Origin of the sequence: Achromobacter veterisilvae (assembly GCF_037619525.1) — a bacterium.
In the GTDB taxonomy this organism is placed as follows: domain Bacteria; phylum Pseudomonadota; class Gammaproteobacteria; order Burkholderiales; family Burkholderiaceae_B; genus Achromobacter; species Achromobacter veterisilvae.
The window spans coordinates 1448220-1462910 of the sequence record NZ_CP148753.1 but is presented as its reverse complement, the minus strand read 5'-3'; the positions used below and the strand labels follow the sequence as shown (position 1 = coordinate 1462910).

The window sequence follows — 14691 nt, the reverse complement described above, 5'->3', positions numbered from 1 at the left end:
GTTACGGAGCACTCGAACTTTGCTTGGCGGCGATGGAGTATGCCTGCATCGCCGCCAGCGTCATGACCCGCCTTTTCGCCGGCGGGCGGTGCCTTAGCCGACGAACGGGTTGGCGAAGGCGAACAGCATGGCGATACCCACGCCGATCAGGAATGCCGCGTCGATCAGGCCAGCCAGCAGGAACATCTTCGTTTGCAGAGCGTTCATCAGCTCAGGCTGACGAGCCGAGGCTTCCAGATACTTGCCGCCCATCAGTGCGATGCCGATGCAAGCGCCGATAGCGCCCAGACCGATGATAAGACCGCAAGCGAGGGCAACGAAAGCGACGTTGGTCATGACAACTCCTTGGTTAGAAATCTGAAGTCAAAAATTGAAAAATAAGGGGTACAGCTCAATGCAAGATAATCTTGCTATCCCGCGTTGGCCGGATGGCCAACGCCGGAAATTCGGGGGGGTCAGTGGCCTTCGTGAGCCTGGCCGAGATACACCAGCGTCAGCATCATGAAGATGAAGGCCTGCAGCAGGACGATCAGGATGTGGAAGATCGCCCAGATGGAGCCGGCCAGGATGTGGCCGATGCCCAGGCCGATGCTGGCGCCGTTGAAGCCGGTCCAGGCGCCGCCCAGCAGGGCGATCAGCATGAAAATCAGTTCGCCGGCGAACATGTTGCCGAACAACCGCATGCCCAGCGAGACGGACTTGGCGGCGTATTCGATCAGGTTCAGCAACAGGTTGAAGGGAGCCAGGACCACGGCGCCGATGCCGTGCGCGTGGAACGGCGCGGTGAACAGTTCCTTGACGAAGCCGCCCGGGTGCTTGATCTTGATGCCGTAGTAGAACATCAGCAGCAGCACGCCCAGCGACATGCCCATCGGCACGTTCAGGTCGGCGGTCGGCAGAATGCGGTGGTAGTAGAGCGGGTCGCCATGGTGCGCGCCCAGGCCGGTCAGGCGCCAGATGGAGGGCAGCAGGTCGACGGGCAGCAGGTCCAGCGCGTTCATCAGGATGATCCAGAGGAACACTGTGAGCGCCAGCGGGGCGATGAACAGGCGGCTCTTGGCATTGTGGACGATGCCCTTGGCCTGGTCGTCGACCATGTCGACGATCATTTCCACGAAAGCCTGGAAACGGCCCGGAACGCCGTTGGTGGCGCGGCGCGCGGCGCGCCACAGGAAGAAGACGACGATCAGACCCATCAGGCCGGACCAGAACAACGAGTCGTAATTGATGATGTCGAACTGAGCGATAGCGCTCTGTTTCTCGCCCGTATTGTTCAGATGCACCAGGTGATGCTGAATATACGCGGACTGAGGCGACACGTCGCTGGCAGCAGCCATTTGAATCCTACCCTATTTGCTGTATGCCCGACCCTTGCGAATCGGACGATTCCACGATTTCGTTTGCCGCGAACCTGCTCGGCGCTAAGACAACTTGCGGAACATCAGGAGCAGGAGGTAGCCCTTCAATGTGAGTATCAGGCCGAGCAGCGCGGCAGGCCAAACGAGGCTGTCCTGCGCCACACGCGAAAGCAGCCACAACAGCAATGCCGTTGCGAACAGCTTGATCAACTCACCAGAGAGAAAGGTAAAGGGACTGGCTTTACCGGCCCGTACGCTGACAGCCAGGCGCAATGCGAACAACGCATTGGGTATGAAATACGCTCCCGCCCCCGCCAACGCCGACCAACCTGCCGCCGCCCCTCCGACAACCCCCGCTATTACTGCTGCTGCGAGCCCCATGGCGCCTTGCGCCGCCAATGCCAACAGGAGCCCGCGGCTTGCTTGAGCAGCCAGCGCCGCGCGGTCCGCGTCGCTGAGCACCAGAACTTTATCCGCAGCACCTTGGTCGAACACTTCCATACCTCGGCTCTCAACCGGACCCTGCTGCATGGACTGCCGCACGGAGTTCTGTTGCATCAAACTTCCTCGCTTTGCTTCTTGCCCCTGTCAGAACCAGCGTATCTGCGCACTATGCTTCTACGCACCGTGCAGTCGCCAAATGTTCTTATCCCGCAAGCGTCAAACCCGCAGAGTATAGCGTGATTCTTTTTGCCCGAGCAAATGAACTTTCGGCCGTTTGTAAGGTGTAAACAACGGCCCGCTGTGCCGGGAAAAATAGGGACGCGAGCCGCGCCGGACAAGGCGCGGGGCCGCCCCGGCAGGACGGCCCCGCGCTGGCCTGCCGGAACGGATTCAGTCTTCCTTGACCGGCGGCGGCGCCCACTGGCCGTCCAGCGCCGTGTCCTGCGGCCAGTACAGGCGCATGCTGAGCAGGAAGGGCTCGTCGGCGGACGGCGTGGCCAGCCAGTTCGGGCGCTTGCGTTCGCCGGGGTCGCGCCGCTGGATATAGATGTCCAGCGAACCGTCGGCGTTGTATTTCAGCCCGTCGGTGCTGCGCAGCACGTAGCGGTTGGCCGGATTGTCGGCAAAGCCGTACTGGCCGTTATAGACGTGCAGCGACCAGAACGCGTTGGCCGGCGGCAACTGGCCCTTGTCGAAATGCAGCACGTAGTCTTCGCTGGAATCCAGTATGCGGCCCTTGGAGTCGGACACGGTCACCGGATAGAGGACGTCCTCCGGCGTCGGCGCGCCCAGCCCCGCGTAGGCGATGGCGGCGCGGCGCCCGTAGTCGGTGCCGTAGGTGCCGATGCCGGACAGCACCGTGTTCCAGCCGTTGAGCGGCGTGCCCAGCCGCGACACGCCATCCGCGATGCGGCGGCCCGCCAGCGGCTGGGCCTCCGTCAGCGCCTGCTGCACGGCCGGGCTCAGGCTGCCGTAGGAAAAGGGCCGCTGGCCGTCCAGGCCGATGCGGCGCATGCGGTCGAGGATGGGCGCGTCGTTGGCGTGCGGCGGATTGTTGCGCAGCACGTCGAAGAACAGCGCGAAGAAGGTGGCGGCGTCCATGGCCGCGGCCTGCTCGGCCGGCGTGCCGTCGGGCAGCGCCGGCATCGGCGCCTGCACCTGGAGCCCGCTGCCGATGGGGGCCGTTCCCACGCCGGGCCCGGTCTGCGGGTACGCGGTGCCCGCGTTGCGGTTGCGGACAGCCCGCGCGGCAGGCGCGGGCGCGGCCAGCGGGCTGGCGGTCATGCCGGCCTGGATCTGGTTGACCGCCGCATAGTCCTGCGGGCCGCCCGCCTGCGTCCAGCCGATGAGCCAGCCGGTGGACGTCGGGCTGCGGATGACGTCCAGGCCGGCGGGCGTGGCGCCCTGCCAATCGGGGCCGACGATGACGAAGGATTGCGCGCCGCTGCCGTTGGTGCGCACGCCGCGCGAGGCGAACACGTCGCTCCACATATCCAGCGCCGACAGCACCGAATAGCGGTCCCCCGTGGCCGGCAGGTTCACCACCAGCGGCGCCTGCGACACGTCGAACCACAGGCTGGAGTACAGCGCGTCCGCGCTGGGCCACGGCGTGTCCGCGGCGCGGGGATCCGGAAAGGAGGCCTTGTGGCCGAACTGGTTCATCGGCGCCTTGCCGTCCAGCGGGCTCTGCACCGCGGTGGCCTTGCGGCGGGCCAGTTCCATCAGGACCATCGGGTACGCGTAGACATAGGCGTCGACGGCCGTGTCGCGCAGCTCCTGTTCGCTCATCCGCGGCGCCGGCGCCGAGGCGGCGGGATACGGCGTTTCGGACACGAGGCGCAAGGAGGGGCGCGGGGACTGAGCCTGGACGGCGGTGACGAAGCAGGCGCTCAGCGCGCCGGCAAGCACAGCGGCGGACCACCGGCGGGTAGCGATAGATGTACGCATGCAAGGCTCCTTCTTGGTGTTGTTTGCAGGCGAGCCGCCGCGCGGGACTTGCCAGTTCGGACAAGCCTCTCTGGCGCGGCACCTCAAGATGACGCCCATCCAGGATAGGACCGAACCCGGCAACAAGGTGCTGACCAAGCGTTTCAAGGCGCAACGCCGCGAAAGCGCTTGGATCGGAATGCAAAAACGCGCCCTGGCGGGCGCGTCGGAGAGGGAGAGAAGGGAATGCCCCACGCTGCGCGAGCTTCGCTCGCTTGCTGCCCCCCCGAGGGGGCAGGCGTAACCAAGCTTAACGGTGTTTGAAGTCCGGTTTGCGCTTTTCGGTGAAAGCGGCCATCCCTTCCTTCTGGTCTTCCGTCGCGAACAGCGAGTGGAATACGCGGCGCTCGAACAGCAGGCCTTCGTTCAGCGAACCTTCGAAGGCCCGGTTGACGCATTCCTTGGCCATCATGACCGACGGCAGGGACATGGACGCGATGACGGTGGCCGCGTCCAGGGCCTCTTCCATGAGCTTGTCGGCGGGAACCACGCGCGACACGAGGCCGGCCCGCTCCGCTTCCTCGGCGCCCATCATGCGGGCGGTCAGCGCCAGGTCCATGGCCTTGGCCTTGCCCACCGCGCGCGGCAGGCGCTGGGTGCCGCCGGCGCCCGGGATCACGCCCAGCTTGATTTCGGGCTGGCCGAACTTGGCGGTGTCGGCGGCGATGATGATGTCGCACATCATGGCCAGTTCGCAGCCGCCGCCCAGGGCATAGCCGGCCACGGCGGCGATCACGGGTTTCCTGATGCGCTTGAGCGTTTCCCAGTTGCGGGTGATGTATTCGCTGCCGTAGACGTCCATATAGGACCAGTCTTTCATCGCGCCGATGTCGGCGCCCGCCGCGAAGGCCTTTTCGCTGCCGGTGATGACCACCGCGCCGATGTCGGGATTGTCCTCGAAAGCCAGCAGCGCCGCGCCGAGTTCATCCATCAGTTGATCGTTCAGCGCGTTGAGCGCCTTGGGACGGTTGAGCGTCAACAGGCCGACGCGGCCCCGGGTTTCGACCAGCACAAACGACTCGCTCATTGCATGTCTCCGAAGAAGTATGAAAGTAAGATATGGCCATGGAAAAAGACAAAGCCCCGCCGCTACTTTACCGCCTTGCGCCCCACGATCCGGCCGGACACCGCTACCGGATAACCCTAACCATCCCCGCGCCCTCTCCCGGCGGCCAGCGCCTGTCGCTGCCGGCCTGGATTCCGGGCAGCTACCTGATCCGCGATTTCTCGCGCCAGATCGAATCGCTGGCGGCCTATTCGGGCACGCGGCGCGTGGCGGTCGACAAGACCGACAACCACACCTGGCAAGCCGCGCCCTGCGACGGGCCGCTGCGGGTGGAATACGTGGTCTACGCCTGGGACCTGTCGGTGCGCGGGGCGCACCTGGACGAGACCCACGGCTTCTTCAACGGCACCAGCGTCTTCCTGCGCGCGCATGGCCAGGACCACCTGCCCTGCCTGGTCGACCTGGCCCCGCCGCGCGGCATCGACGGCTGGAAGGTCTACACCAGCCTGCCGGAAGCCCGCGGCCATCGGGGCGCCGCCCGCCTCCACGGCTTCGGCCTGTACCTGGCGCCGGACTACGACGCGCTGATCGACCACCCGGTCGAAATGGGCACGCCGCAAGTGGCCAGCTTCACGGCGCACGGCGCCGAACACGAGCTGGTGTTCACCGGCGTCGCGCCCAACCTGGACCTGGCCCGCATCGCCGGAGACGTGCGCAAGATCTGCGAAACGCAGATCGCGTTCTTCGAGCCGCGCACCCGGCGCGCGCCCTTCCTGGACAGCGCGGACCGCTACGTCTTCATGACGATGGTCACGGGCGACGGCTACGGCGGCCTGGAACACCGCGCGAGCACGGCGCTGATGACGGCGCGCAAGGACCTCCCCGTGCTCGGCCAGCAAGGCCAGGGGGAAGGCTACCGCGGCTTCCTGGGCCTGGTCAGCCACGAATACTTCCATACCTGGAACGTCAAGCGGATCAAGCCGGACGCGTTCGCGCCCTACGACTTGTCGCAGCCCGACCTGACCCGCCTGCTGTGGGTGTTCGAAGGCTTCACTTCGTACTACGACGACCTGCTGCTGCTGCGCTCGGGCGCCATCGGCCGGCCCGACTACCTGCGCCTGCTGGCCAAGACCATCTCCAGCGTGGCGCGCACGCCGGGCCGGGCCAAGCAATCCGTGGCGGAAAGCTCTTTCGACGCCTGGACGCGCTACTACAAGCAGGACGAGAACTCCCCCAACGCCCTGGTCAGCTACTACACCAAGGGCGCGCTGGTGGCGCTGGGGCTGGACCTGCTGATCCGCCGGGAAAGCGCCGGCGCGCGCTCGCTCGACGACGTGATGCGCCTGCTGTGGGAACGCTACGGACGCGACTTCTACCGGGGCAAGCCGCAAGGCCTGCCCGAAGACGGCCTGCCCGCGCTCATCCAGGAAGCCACGGGCGTGGACACCCGCCGCTTCATCGCCCGGCATGCCTACGGCACGGCCGACGTGCCGCTGGCCGACCTGCTGGAACCCCAGGGCGTCACGCTGCAATGGAAAGCGGCGGCCAACATCCCGTCGCTGGACGTGCGCACCCGCAAGCAGGGCGAATCGCTGGTGCTGGCCACCGTGCTGGAAGGCGGCGCCGGGCACAAGGGCGGCCTGTCCGCGGGCGACGTGCTGGTGGCCGTCGACGGACTGCGCGTGGACGCGCCCGCCGGGCTGGACCTGCTGCTGGCGCAATACCGGGCGGGCGACCGGGTGGCGGTGCACGTGTTCCGCCGGGATGAATTGCGGAAGTTCCGGGTCAAGCTGAGCGCGCCCGAAGCGCTGGAGTGCGTGCTGGCGGGCTGACGGACGCGGCGCACGGGCTGCCGCCGCCTTATCCCTCGCCGTCCCCCATCTGCGCCGCCGTCTGCAGGAAGGTATCCAGCGCCCGCCGCCTGCCCTGGCGCCGGGTCACCGCGTACACCGTGGCGCGCGAGATCGCGGCGGGCAGGCTGCACACCGCCACGCGGTCGCCGACGTGGCGGCACGTCGAGCGCGGCACCAGCGCCACGCCCAGCCCCGCCGCCACCAGCGCCAGTTGTGCCGGCACCTCGGCCACCGTCTGCGCCACCGAAAGCGGCAAGCCGGCGCGCGCGCAGGTTTCGGCCAGGAAACGCGCAAACCCCGACGTGTCCTGCCGCAGCACGACGAAAGCGTCCCCCGCCAGATCGCTCAGTTCCAGCCGCTTGCGGCCGGCCAGGCGATGCTGCCTGGGCAATGCCGCCACCACCGGGTCGGGCCACAGCGGCATCGCCTGCAGCTCTTCGTCGTCGACCGCGGTGCGCGAAATGCTGACGTCGATGCGATGCCCTCGCAGCGCCTCCAGTTGCAGCGCCGGATTCATTTCATTGAGCAGCACGGACACCTGCGGATGCTCGGCCGTGTAGCGCGCGATCAGCGCCGGCACCGGGCCCAGGAAATGCGACCCCGACAGCCCGACCTCGATGCGGCCCGCCAGCCCCTGGTCCACCGCGCGCGCCCGCACGGTGGCGTCCTTCAGGCTGGCCAGCAGGGCGCGCACATCGTTCAGGAAGGCCTCTCCCGCCTCGGTCAGCGTCACGCGCCGGTTGTTGCGGTCGAACAGCCTGACGTCGAGTTCGCGTTCGAGCTGGGCGATCTGCAGGCTGAGCGGCGGCTGCGAAATATGCAGGCGCGCCGCGGCCCGCGTGAAGTTCAATTCTTCCGCCAACACGGCGAAATAGCGGAGCTGGCGGATTTCCATGGCGTCCAGTTATTTGGGAAAGATATGAAACCAGACAAAAACTATATTGGAAACTATCGTTCGCGGCGAGCAGAATAAGCCCTGCCCATAGAGCACACGACAATAACTGGAGACCTGCCATGCAGAAATTGCTCGCCGCCGCCTTGCTGTCCGGAGCGGCAGTCGGCGCCCACGCCGCCGACGACTTCCCCAACCGCACCCTGTCCCTCGTCGTTCCCAATCCGCCGGGCGGGCTGGTGGACACGTCCGCCCGCATCGTGGCCGAGCCGCTGGCCGCCGCGCTGGGCAAACCGGTGGTGGTCGAAAACAAGGACGGCGGCAGCGGCAACATCGCGTACCAGTATGTCGCGCGCGCCAATCCCGACGGCTACACCCTGCTGGTGTCGTACTCGGCCTATCACGTGGGTAACCCCAACCTCACGGCCAAGCTGCCCTGGGCGCCCAAGGACTTCGTGCCGGTCGGGCTGGTGACGGTGTCCAGCAACGTGATCGCCGTGCACCCGTCCATCAAGGCCACCAACATCACGGAGTTCGTGGCCGAGGTCAAGGATTCGCCCGGCCGCTTCAACTACGCCTCGCAAGGCGTGGGCTCGCTGTCCCACCTGGGCACCGAAGTCTTCAAGCAGCAGACCGGCGCGGCGATGTTCCACGTCCCGTACCGCGGGTCGGGCGCGGCCATCCAGGACGTGCTGGCCGGCAATGTGCAGGTGTTCATCACCACGCCGCCCTCGGTGATGGGCCACGTGCAGACCGGCAAGCTGAAGGCCCTGGCGGTCACCAGTCCCAAGCGCCATCCCATGCTGCCCGACGTGCCCACCACCGCCGAAGCCGGCCTGCCCGAATACCTGCTGGAATCCTGGGTGGCGCTGTTCGCGCCGGCGGGCACGCCGCAGCCGGTCATCGACAAGCTGGCCGCCAGCGTCGACGCCGCGCTCAAGCAGCCCGCCACGGTGCAGCGCGCCCAGGCGGCCGGCATCGAGGCCCGCTTCGAAGGCCCCGAAGCGCTGAACCAGCGCGTCGCCACCGAACTGGCCTACTGGCAGCGCACCGTCGCCGCCGCGGGCATCACCGCCGACTGATCCCCCCTCCGCCGCATTGCCCCACCCTCGCGCCCGCGGCGCGAGGCCGGACCCCCTTTCGCCTTTTTTCCACGAGCGCCTCCATGACGACATCCCCCCGCGCCTTGCGCATCGGCCAGATCGTGCCCAGTTCCAACACCACCATGGAGACCGAGATCCCGGCCATGCTGCGCCTGCGCGAGACCATCGCCCCGGAGCGCTTCACCTTCCATTCCAGCCGCATGCGCATGAAGCAGGTGACGGCGGCGGAACTGGCCTCGATGGACCGGGAATCCGACCGCTGCGCGCAGGAACTCTCGGACGCGCGCGTGGACGTGCTGGGCTACGCCTGCCTGGTCGCGATCATGAGCCAGGGCCTGGGCTACCACCGCGTCTCGCAGGAACGGCTGCACCGGGCCACCGTGGACAATGGCGCGCCCGCGCCCGTCATTTCCAGCGCGGGCGCGCTGGTCGAAGGCCTGCACGCCATCGGCGCCCGCAAGGTGTCCATCCTGACCCCCTACATGAAGCCGCTGACCCGCCTGGTCGTGGACTACATCGAGCACGAGGGCATCGAAGTGCAAGACAGCCTGTCGCTGGAGATCGCCGACAACCTGGAGGTCGGCGCGCAGGATCCGCTGGCGCCCGCCAGCCACGTGGCGCGCCTGGACACCCGCGGGGTGGACGCCGTGGTGCTGTCCGCCTGCGTGCAGATGCCCTCGCTGGCGTCGATCCAGCCGGTGCAGGACCGCCTGGGCCTGCCCGTGGTGACCGCCGCGGCCGCGACGGTCTACCGGATGCTCAAGGTGCTGGACCTCGAGGCGCGCGTGCCGGGCGCGGGCGAGCTGCTGACGGGCAAGTATTGAGCGCGCGGCGCAAGCCGGGCGCCGCGTCCTGCAAGTAGCGCCACAGGCGGTTCGAGACCGGCCCCTGCGCCACGTCCAGGCGCCGCGCCGCCACCAGTTCCTCGACGCTTCCGGGCAAATGGGGATTGGCGATCGAGCGCAGCCGGCCATCCCGCAGTTCCTCTTCGATGAGAAAGCGCGGCATGTGGCCCCATCCCATGCCCTGCAGGATGATCTCTTTCTTCATCAACTGGTCCGCGACCGTGCACTGGCGCGCGCCCGCTATCGTGAAATAGTCCCGCGACGGCGTGTGCCTCGCGGTGTCGCGCATGACGCATTGCGTGTAGTCGCGCATCTGCGCCGGGCGGATCGCGCGCGCCGCGGGTTCGCGCAGGAACTCCGGCGCCACCACCGGCACGAAAGGCACCTTGGCCAGATCGACCCATTCGAGGCGGGCGTCGCTTTTGTCCACGCGGTGCAGGATGAGGTCCGCCTCGCCGTCGCACAGGCGTTCCAGCGGCCCCGATACGGCCTCGAAATACAGGTCCAGCCGCGTGGCCGGGCAGGTCTCGAAGAAGCGGCTCAGCAGCCCCAGCACATAGGGACGCGGGCAGAAATCGCCGACCACGATGCGCAGTTCGGTTTCCTCGCCCATGGCCAGTTGCCCGGCATGCGCGCGCAAGGCGGTCAGTTCGCGCAGCAGCGACTGGGCGCGGCCGTGGAAAGACTGCCCCGCGCCGGTCGGGCGCACGCGATAGCCGCCGCGGTCCAGCAAGGCGAAGCCAAGTTGCCGCTCCAGCCTGGCCACGGCGGCGAACACCGCCGGATGCGAGCGGTGCAGCGACGCGGCCGCGGCCTGGAAGCCGCCCTCGCGCACCACCGCGTCGAAGCATTGCAGATCGTGCAGCGTAAATTCGCTCATGTCCGTTTTTCCGACAATGATTGTGCGAACTTTGTAATTTCTTATTGAAGGCCGCGCAACTACGCTTTGCCTCATTCATCCACCGCGAGGCAAACCCATCATGCACGAGACTTCTATTTTCATTACGGGCGACGGCGCCCGCGTCGCTTACCGCTACGATGGCGACCCCGGCCTGCCGACGCTGGTGCTGTCGAACTCCATCGGCACCACGCTGCGCATGTGGGACGCGCAGATCCCCGCGCTGGCGCGCCGCTTCCGCGTGCTGCGCTACGACACCCGCGGCCACGGCTCGTCCAGCGTGCCGCCGGGCGCCTATTCGCTGGATCGCCTGGGCCGCGACGTCCTGGAACTGCTGGACGGACTGGGCATCGTCCGCGCGCATTTCCTGGGCCTGTCGCTGGGCGGCATCATCGGGCAATGGCTGGGCGTGCACGCGCCGGAACGGATCGACCGCCTGGTCCTGAGCAATACTTCCGCCTACCTGGGGCCGGCACCGCAATGGGACGAGCGCATCGCCGCCACGCTGCGGGCCGGCGACATGGAAGAAACGGCGTCGACCTTTCTGGGGAACTGGTTTCCGCCCGCGATGCTCCAGGCCGGCGGGGCCACCGTGGACAAGTTCCGCGACATGCTGTTGCGCACCGACAAGCACGGCCTGGCGGGCGCTTTCGCGGCCGTGCGCGACACCGACCTGCGCCGCACCATCGCCCTGATCCCCAATCCCACGCTCGTCATCGCCGGCCGGGACGACACGGTGACGGCGGCCAGCCACGGCGAACGGATCGCCGCCACGATCCCGGGCGCCAGGCTGCTGGTCCTGCCCGCCGTGCACTTGTCGAACGTCGAATTGCCCGAGGCCTTCGAGGCCTCGGTGCTGGAATTCCTGCTGGCGGCCTGAAGATCAGTTCAGCCTGGCGCCCGAGGTTTCGACCGCCTTCTTCCAGGCCGCCAGCTCGCGGTCGATGTGGCGGGCGAACTCGTCGGAGGTGGAGCCCACGATTTCATAGCCGTATCCCTCCACCTGCTGCTTCAGCGCCGGCACCGCCAGCGCTTCGGCGATGCCGCGGCTCAAGGTATCGACGATGGCGGGCGGCGTGCCGGCGGGCGCCAGTACGCCGTACCAGCCGTTCACCACGAAGCCCGGCACGGTTTCGGCCACCGTCGGCACGTCGGGCAGCAAGGGGGAGCGGCGCTCCCCCGTCACGGCGATGGCCTTCAGCTTGCCCGCCCGCACCTGCGGCAGCGATGTGGAAATGCTGTCGAACATCAGCGAGACCTCCCCGCCCAGCAGCGCGACCACCGCCGGACCGCTGCCCTTGTAGGGCACGTGCATCATGTCCGCGCCGGTCTGGTTTTTGAACATTTCGGCGGCCAGATGGCTGGTGTTGCCGTTGCCCGCCGACGCAAAGCTGAGCTTGCCGGGATGGCTCTTGCCGTAGGCGATGAGTTCGCCGACGGTATCGGCCGGCGTGGCCAGGGGCGCCGCCACCAGCATCGGCAGAGTGGCCGCCAGCGATACCGGCGCAAAGTCGCGCCGCGTGTCGTAGGGCAGGGACGGATACAGGCTGGGGTTGATGGCGTGGGCCGCCAGCACCATCAGCAGGGTATGGCCGTCGGGCTTGGCGCGCGCCAACTGCGCCGACGCGATGGTCCCGCCCGCGCCCGGCTTGTACTCCAGCACCACGGGCTGGCCCCACTTCCTCTGTAGTTCCGCGCCCAGCGGACGCGCCAGCATGTCCGCGCTGCCGCCGGGCGGATAGGGAATCAGCAAGGTGATCGGCCTGTCGGGATACGCGGGCCCCGCCTGCGCGGCCCCCAGGCACGATATGCCGAGCATTGCCGCGGCCAGTATGGAACGGATCATCAGGGTCTCCTTGGCCCGGGATCGGGCGCAACGCGTCAGACGTAACGTGGCGTGCCGCCGGCATCCAGCACGATGCGGCGAGGCGCCTCCCGAAAATGCAGCGGCGCTCCGGTCGCCGAACGCAGGAACGCTTCATCGACGCCGGACGTCATGGCGTGGACGCGGAAGCCTTCCGGCGCCACGTCGATCACGGCCAGGTCGGTGTAGATGCGCGTCACCACGCCCTTGCCCGTCAGCGGATAGGTGCATTGCCCGAGGAGCTTGGGCGAGCCGTCGCGCCCGCAATGCTCCATCGTGACCAGCACCTGCCTGGCGCCCACGGCCAGGTCCATCGCGCCGCCCACTGCGGGAATGGCGTCGGCGGCGTCGGTCTTCCAGTTGGCCAGGTCGCCCCGTTCCGACACCTGGAAGGCGCCCAGCACGGCGTAGTCCAGATGGCCGCCGCGCATCATGGCGAAGGACACGGTGTGCTCGGTGATCGACGCGCCCTCCCGCAGCGTGACCGGCTGGCGGCTGGCGTTGATCAGGTCCGTGTCCACGTCCTCGCCGCTGGCGGCGGGGCCCATGCCCAGGATGCCGTTCTCGCTGTGCAGCAGGATGTCCTTGTCGGACGGAAGATAGTCGCCCACCAGCGTCGGCATGCCGATGCCGAGGTTGACGATGGAACCGTCCGGGATGTCGCCGGCCAGCAACTGCGCGACCTGCTGCCGGGTCAAGCCTGTGGGTCGTTGCATGTCAGGCCTCCACCCGCACGACGGATTTCACGAAGATGCCCTGCGTCATGACCTGCTCGGGCGCAAAGGCGCCCAGCGGCACTGTCTCGTCGACCTGGGCGATGGCGTGGCCCGCCGCCATGCACATCACCGGGTTGAAATTGCGCGCGGCGTGCCGGTACATCAGGTTGCCCCAGCGGTCGCCCAGATGCGCGCGGATCAGCGCGTAGTCGCCGCGCAGCGGCCGTTCCAGCACATAGCCCACGCCGTCGATGATTTCCTGGCGGCGGCCTTCGGCCAGTTCGGTGCCGTAGCCGGTCGGCGTGTAGAACGGCCCCAGCCCCGCGCCCGCGGCGCGCAGGCGTTCGGCCAGGGTGCCCTGCGGCACGCATTCCAGTTCCACCTCGCCGGCGCGGTAGGCGCGCGCGAAGGCTTCGGAATTGGGCGGACGCGGATGCGAGCAAACGATCTTGCGCACTTGCTTGCGGATCAGCAGCGCGGCGATGCCGCGCTCGAAGGTGCCGGCGTTGTTCGAGATGATGGTGAGATCGCGCCGCCCCAGATCCGCCAGGCAATGCAGCAATTCGTAGGGCACGCCCGCCTCGCCGAAGCCGCCCACCAGCACCGAAGCGCCATCCGGGATCACCGCCACGGCCTCGGCCATGGATGCTTGAATCTTGTCGATCACTTATTGCTCCCGCGCCAATCCGGCCGCATCCACGATCTGCTTCCAGCGGCCGCGCTCCTGGTCGATGAAGACCGAGAATTCGGCCGGGGTGTTGCCGCCCGCCTGCCCGCCCATGGCCTTGAAGCGGTCGCGGATGCCGGGGCTTTGCACGACGTCGCGCGTAGCGGCGTAGAGTTTGTCGATGACGTCCTTCGGCGTGCCGGCCGGCGCGACCAGGCCGAACCAGGCGGTGACCACCATGTCCTTCACGCCGGCCTCGGCCATGGTGGGCACGTCCGGCAGCTCCGCCAGGCGTTTGTCGCTGGTGACGGCCAGCGCGCGCAGCTTGCCGGACTGGATGTACGGCATGGAGCTGGGCAGGTTGTCGATCATGAAGGTGAACTGCTGGCCCAGCAGCGCGGCCACGGCGGGCCCCGCGCCCTTGTAGGGCACGTGCGTGCCGGAGATGCCGGCGCGCTGCTTGAAGAGTTCGGCCGACAAATGCGGCGACTGGCCCGCGCCCGAGCTGCCGAAGGACACCTTGGACGGATCCCGCCGCGCTTCCGCCCGCAGGTCCGCCACGGTGCGCGCCGGCGAGGCCTCGTTCACCACCAGCACATTGGGCACCGAGATCACCAGCGTGACCGGCGCGAAGTCGGACGGCTTGTAGGGCAGCGTCTTGTACAGCGCGTAGTTGATCGCGTTGGGGCCGATATTGCCCATCAGCAGGGTGTAGCCGTCGGGCTTGGCCCGCGCCAGCGCCTGCGCGCCGATGATGCCGGCCGCGCCCGCGCGGTTTTCCACGATGACCTGCTGGCCCAGCCTGGCGGACAGCTTGTCCGCGATCAGGCGCGCGGAGATATCGGTGGTGCCCCCCGGAGCGGCGGGGACGAGGAGCGTAATGGGCCTTTCGGGCCAGGCGGCCTGGGCCGCGTTCGACAGGGCGAACGCGATCGCGCCGGCGGTCAGCCAACGTCGCGGATGCAACATGCTTGTCTCCCTTCGCGACCATCGTCGTGGTCGGTCTGGAGCCAAGTATGTACCCCGGCCCGCGCCATGCCTATTCTGGAAAATGGAGGA

General features: G+C 67.8%; 15 protein-coding genes. 4 read left to right on the top strand and 11 right to left on the bottom strand.

Features of this window, described 5'->3' with window-relative positions; translation table 11 throughout:
• Window positions 1-93 precede the first annotated feature (93 nt).
• The 5 genes from atpE to WHX56_RS06820 all read right to left on the bottom strand — a co-directional run bounded on the left by atpE (window position 94) and on the right by WHX56_RS06820 (window position 4815).
• Window positions 94-336, bottom strand: coding sequence for a F0F1 ATP synthase subunit C (atpE, locus tag WHX56_RS06840; RefSeq protein ID WP_003815363.1), 243 nt, complete (start codon window positions 334-336; stop codon window positions 94-96).
• 119 nt (window positions 337-455) lie between these two features.
• Window positions 456-1337: a F0F1 ATP synthase subunit A gene (gene atpB, locus WHX56_RS06835; protein ID WP_129244971.1), complete on the bottom strand. Its 882-nt coding sequence runs from the start codon at window positions 1335-1337 to the stop codon at window positions 456-458.
• An 84-nt stretch (window positions 1338-1421) separates the two neighbouring features.
• On the bottom strand, window positions 1422-1859 hold the full coding sequence (locus WHX56_RS06830; RefSeq protein WP_129245029.1) for an ATP synthase subunit I: 438 nt from the start codon (window positions 1857-1859) through the stop codon (window positions 1422-1424).
• Window positions 1860-2192: 333 nt separating this feature from the next.
• Window positions 2193-3749, bottom strand: coding sequence for a DUF1254 domain-containing protein (locus tag WHX56_RS06825; RefSeq protein WP_338880827.1), 1557 nt, complete (start codon window positions 3747-3749; stop codon window positions 2193-2195).
• Window positions 3750-4038: 289 nt separating this feature from the next.
• Window positions 4039-4815 (bottom strand): enoyl-CoA hydratase, encoded by a 777-nt coding sequence (locus WHX56_RS06820; protein ID WP_338880826.1) that lies wholly within the window; start codon window positions 4813-4815, stop codon window positions 4039-4041.
• A gap of 38 nt (window positions 4816-4853) precedes the next feature.
• Between WHX56_RS06820 and WHX56_RS06815 the strand changes: the two genes are divergently transcribed.
• A complete protein-coding gene (locus WHX56_RS06815; RefSeq protein WP_338880825.1) occupies window positions 4854-6626 on the top strand; it encodes a M61 family metallopeptidase in 1773 nt (590 codons plus the stop codon).
• Between the two features lie 28 nt (window positions 6627-6654).
• On the opposite strand, the gene WHX56_RS06810 is transcribed toward WHX56_RS06815, so the two are convergent.
• On the bottom strand, window positions 6655-7542 hold the full coding sequence (locus WHX56_RS06810) for a LysR substrate-binding domain-containing protein (protein ID WP_129244961.1): 888 nt from the start codon (window positions 7540-7542) through the stop codon (window positions 6655-6657).
• Window positions 7543-7661: 119 nt separating this feature from the next.
• Between WHX56_RS06810 and WHX56_RS06805 the strand changes: the two genes are divergently transcribed.
• Both WHX56_RS06805 and WHX56_RS06800 read left to right on the top strand, forming a co-directional pair.
• A complete protein-coding gene (locus WHX56_RS06805) occupies window positions 7662-8621 on the top strand; it encodes a Bug family tripartite tricarboxylate transporter substrate binding protein (protein WP_129244958.1) in 960 nt (319 codons plus the stop codon).
• An 83-nt stretch (window positions 8622-8704) separates the two neighbouring features.
• Window positions 8705-9466 (top strand): maleate cis-trans isomerase family protein, encoded by a 762-nt coding sequence (locus WHX56_RS06800; RefSeq protein WP_129244956.1) that lies wholly within the window; start codon window positions 8705-8707, stop codon window positions 9464-9466.
• Here WHX56_RS06800 and WHX56_RS06795 read toward each other — a convergent pair.
• Complete coding sequence (locus tag WHX56_RS06795) at window positions 9402-10367, bottom strand: LysR family transcriptional regulator (protein ID WP_129244954.1); 966 nt, start codon at window positions 10365-10367, stop codon at window positions 9402-9404. The genes WHX56_RS06800 and WHX56_RS06795 overlap by 65 nt on opposite strands.
• A gap of 100 nt (window positions 10368-10467) precedes the next feature.
• On the opposite strand from WHX56_RS06795, the gene pcaD reads away from it, so the two are divergent.
• Entirely contained in the window at window positions 10468-11265 is a 798-nt protein-coding gene (gene pcaD, locus WHX56_RS06790) for a 3-oxoadipate enol-lactonase (protein ID WP_338880824.1), read from the top strand.
• 3 nt (window positions 11266-11268) lie between these two features.
• Here the strand turns inward: pcaD and WHX56_RS06785 are convergent, their stop codons facing one another.
• The 4 genes from WHX56_RS06785 to WHX56_RS06770 are packed head-to-tail and all read right to left on the bottom strand — an operon-like array spanning window position 11269 to window position 14601.
• Complete coding sequence (locus WHX56_RS06785; protein ID WP_338880823.1) at window positions 11269-12231, bottom strand: tripartite tricarboxylate transporter substrate binding protein; 963 nt, start codon at window positions 12229-12231, stop codon at window positions 11269-11271.
• A gap of 35 nt (window positions 12232-12266) precedes the next feature.
• Entirely contained in the window at window positions 12267-12965 is a 699-nt protein-coding gene (locus tag WHX56_RS06780; protein WP_338880822.1) for a 3-oxoacid CoA-transferase subunit B, read from the bottom strand.
• Window position 12966: 1 nt separating this feature from the next.
• Window positions 12967-13632 (bottom strand): 3-oxoacid CoA-transferase subunit A, encoded by a 666-nt coding sequence (locus tag WHX56_RS06775; RefSeq protein ID WP_338880821.1) that lies wholly within the window; start codon window positions 13630-13632, stop codon window positions 12967-12969.
• Window positions 13633-14601 carry a tripartite tricarboxylate transporter substrate binding protein gene (locus WHX56_RS06770; protein ID WP_338880820.1) on the bottom strand — a complete coding sequence of 323 codons (969 nt, stop codon included), beginning with the start codon at window positions 14599-14601 and terminating at the stop codon, window positions 13633-13635.
• Window positions 14602-14691: the final 90 nt, after the last annotated feature.

Coding starts and splice junctions, on each gene's coding strand:
- atpE (WP_003815363.1), bottom strand. CDS start 336: ATGACCAACGTCGCTTTCGTTGCCCTCGCTTGCGGTCTTATCATCGGT.
- atpB (WP_129244971.1), bottom strand. CDS start 1,337: ATGGCTGCTGCCAGCGACGTGTCGCCTCAGTCCGCGTATATTCAGCAT.
- WHX56_RS06830 (WP_129245029.1), bottom strand. CDS start 1,859: ATGGAAGTGTTCGACCAAGGTGCTGCGGATAAAGTTCTGGTGCTCAGC.
- WHX56_RS06825 (WP_338880827.1), bottom strand. CDS start 3,749: ATGCGTACATCTATCGCTACCCGCCGGTGGTCCGCCGCTGTGCTTGCC.
- WHX56_RS06820 (WP_338880826.1), bottom strand. CDS start 4,815: ATGAGCGAGTCGTTTGTGCTGGTCGAAACCCGGGGCCGCGTCGGCCTG.
- WHX56_RS06815 (WP_338880825.1), top strand. CDS start 4,854: ATGGAAAAAGACAAAGCCCCGCCGCTACTTTACCGCCTTGCGCCCCAC.
- WHX56_RS06810 (WP_129244961.1), bottom strand. CDS start 7,542: ATGGAAATCCGCCAGCTCCGCTATTTCGCCGTGTTGGCGGAAGAATTG.
- WHX56_RS06805 (WP_129244958.1), top strand. CDS start 7,662: ATGCAGAAATTGCTCGCCGCCGCCTTGCTGTCCGGAGCGGCAGTCGGC.
- WHX56_RS06800 (WP_129244956.1), top strand. CDS start 8,705: ATGACGACATCCCCCCGCGCCTTGCGCATCGGCCAGATCGTGCCCAGT.
- WHX56_RS06795 (WP_129244954.1), bottom strand. CDS start 10,367: ATGAGCGAATTTACGCTGCACGATCTGCAATGCTTCGACGCGGTGGTG.
- pcaD (WP_338880824.1), top strand. CDS start 10,468: ATGCACGAGACTTCTATTTTCATTACGGGCGACGGCGCCCGCGTCGCT.
- WHX56_RS06785 (WP_338880823.1), bottom strand. CDS start 12,231: ATGATCCGTTCCATACTGGCCGCGGCAATGCTCGGCATATCGTGCCTG.
- WHX56_RS06780 (WP_338880822.1), bottom strand. CDS start 12,965: ATGCAACGACCCACAGGCTTGACCCGGCAGCAGGTCGCGCAGTTGCTG.
- WHX56_RS06770 (WP_338880820.1), bottom strand. CDS start 14,601: ATGTTGCATCCGCGACGTTGGCTGACCGCCGGCGCGATCGCGTTCGCC.